At 62.1% G+C, this 2,380-nt stretch carries 2 protein-coding genes; one reads left to right on the top strand and one right to left on the bottom strand.

Translation table 11 applies throughout. The features are described from left to right. A partial coding sequence (locus AC1DT3_RS18215; RefSeq protein WP_477466639.1) for a methyl-accepting chemotaxis protein occupies positions 1–771 on the top strand: 771 nt, incomplete at its 5' end. A gap of 6 nt (positions 772–777) precedes the next feature. Here the strand turns inward: AC1DT3_RS18215 and AC1DT3_RS18210 are convergent. After that, positions 778–2,337, bottom strand: a complete 1,560-nt coding sequence (locus AC1DT3_RS18210) for a putative bifunctional diguanylate cyclase/phosphodiesterase (protein WP_477466638.1) — start codon at positions 2,335–2,337, stop codon at positions 778–780. Positions 2,338–2,380 lie beyond the last annotated feature (43 nt).

The raw sequence follows: 2,380 nt of genomic DNA, 5'->3' as shown, positions 1-2,380 counted from the left end.
AGCCAGGCCCTTTCTCGCAGCGCAGTGACGCTCGACACCGCAACCGGCGAAGCACGCTCCCTTGCCGGCGAGGTCGCCAGTGCATCGGAGCGGACCGCATCGAACATGCAATCCGGCGCCGCCGCGACCGAGCAACTGGCCGCCTCGGTGCGCGAGATCGGCGAGCAGGCGAGCCGCTCGGCCGATGTGGCGCGCAATGCGCTCGAGACCGCGCAGCGCACGAGGGTTTCGGTCGCCGGGTTGGCACAGCAGGCAAGGCAGATCGGCGATGTCGTCGATCTGATCGACCAGATCGCCGCACAGACGAACCTGCTCGCACTCAACGCCACCATCGAGGCGGCGCATGCGGGTGAAGCCGGGAAGGGCTTTGCGGTCGTCGCGCAAGAAGTGAAAACGCTTGCGACCCAAACGGCGCAGGCGACGACTGAGATCGGCGCGCGCATCGGCGCCATCCAGAACGCCACCGAGAAGAGCGCAACGGAGATCGAAGACATCGCCCGCGTCATCGAGGAGGTGAGTCAGATCGCCACCGCCATCGCGACGGCTGTGGAAGAGCAATCTGCCGTCACGTCCGAAATCGCCGTGAATGTTCAGCAGACGACGAGTCATACCCGCGCCGTCGTACGCAGCATCGAGATGCTCAATGGATCAGCCGGATCCGCAGCCGCAGCCGCGCAACACGTCTCCAGCGCGAAGGAAACGCTCGATGTTCAGCTCGATCGCCTGAGGGAGGACATCGATCACTTCCTCAAGGCCGCACAGGCCGACTGATCGGGATCACTTGCGCGATGTGACCTCGAAGCGGGGAAATTCCGCTCGGCGATAGGCACGGTGCTCCCGGAAATAGGCTTCGGCCTCGAGAGCGGGAATGGCCTTACTGAAAAGGAAACCCTGTCCGTATTCGCAGCCGAGCGAGCGCAGGTAACGCAATTGCTCTTCGGTCTCGACGCCTTCGGCGATGGCTTCCATGCTCAGGCTATGGGCCAACCGAAGCATCGAGATGACGATGGCGTGATCGTCGGCGTTCGTCGTGAGATTGGCGATGAACGACCTGTCGATCTTGATCTGGTCGATCGGATGTTTGCGCAAGTGAGTCAGCGTTGCGAAGCCCGTTCCAAAATCGTCGAGAGCGATGGAGACGCCGAGGCGGCGCAGGTCCGACAAAGTCTGAATCAGAAGTGCGACCTTGTCGTCCAGGAGAACCGACTCGGTGATTTCCACTGTCAGGTGTGACAGCGGAACGCCCTTCGAGGCGAAAAGCTCGGCAACCTTCTCCGGATAATCTCCGCGACCGAGCTCCGGCGCCGTGACGTTGATCGAAACCTTGCAGGAGGACATTCCGACGTCACGCCAATGGCGGAGATCGTCGCTGATGCTTTTGAGCATGTGTTCGCCAAGGAGAATTGCAGCTTCGGGATCCTCCAATGCGGCCTGGAAATACGACGGATAGAGAATCTCTCCATTCGGCATGATCCAGCGGGCGAGCGCCTCGAAACCGTGGGCACGCCGATCCGACAGGCGAATTTGCGGCTGGTAGAACGGTTTGACGCCACCGGTTTCAAGTAAGGTTCGAAACGTCGACATGCGTTGGATGCGATCGGTCAAGGCCTGGCGCATCTGCGGTTGAAACACCTGGGCCCGACCGCGACCCTGAGCTTTCGCGCGGTAGAGGGCGATTTCGGCGTTCTCGATGAGCTCGTTCGCTTCCACGCCGTGATCGGGAAACAGGCTGACACCGAGGCTGGCGCTTGAGCGGATCTGCGGCGCGAAACGCGATACCGAAGCGGCGGCGCTGTCGAGCAGCCGGACCGTGATCGGTTCGATATCCGCCTCTGACGGAACGCTTGCGAGCACGAGGGCGAACTCGTCACCGCCGAACCGCCCGACGATGTCGTTGGAATGCAGAACCGACTGCAGGTTGCGTCCGGTTTCGACGAGAATGGCATCGCCGGCCTGGTGCCCGGCCGTATTGTTCACGTCTTTGAAATCGTCGAGGTCGAGGACGGCGAAGGCGAGTTTGCCGCCGTCCCGTCGCGCGCGGGAGAGTGCTTTCTTGAAACGGGACTGAAAGTGATGCCGGTTGCTGAGGCCTGTCAGCGCATCATGACTGGCGACGTGCCGCAACCTCTTCGCGATGCCGGGGCCGGTCGCGCGATCATCCGATGTGCGGCCCGCGCCGCCTCCATCTTCACTCTCGATCGGATCCGCCGTCCGTTCAGGACGATCGGCATTCTCAAGGCTTGGGGTGAGCAATTGCAGCGTATGCCGGCCGGGCGATTGATAAGCGCCCAGTATGTCGTCGCGCGACAGCAGCGTGGGATTGAAGTCCGCTTTCATGATTGCAACCGCTTGCCTCGCAAGCACGGACGCTCATCCGGTT

The sequence above is a fragment of the Microvirga sp. P4_G7 genome, assembly GCF_056401005.1.
This window is presented reverse-complemented; position numbering and strand designations above follow the sequence as displayed.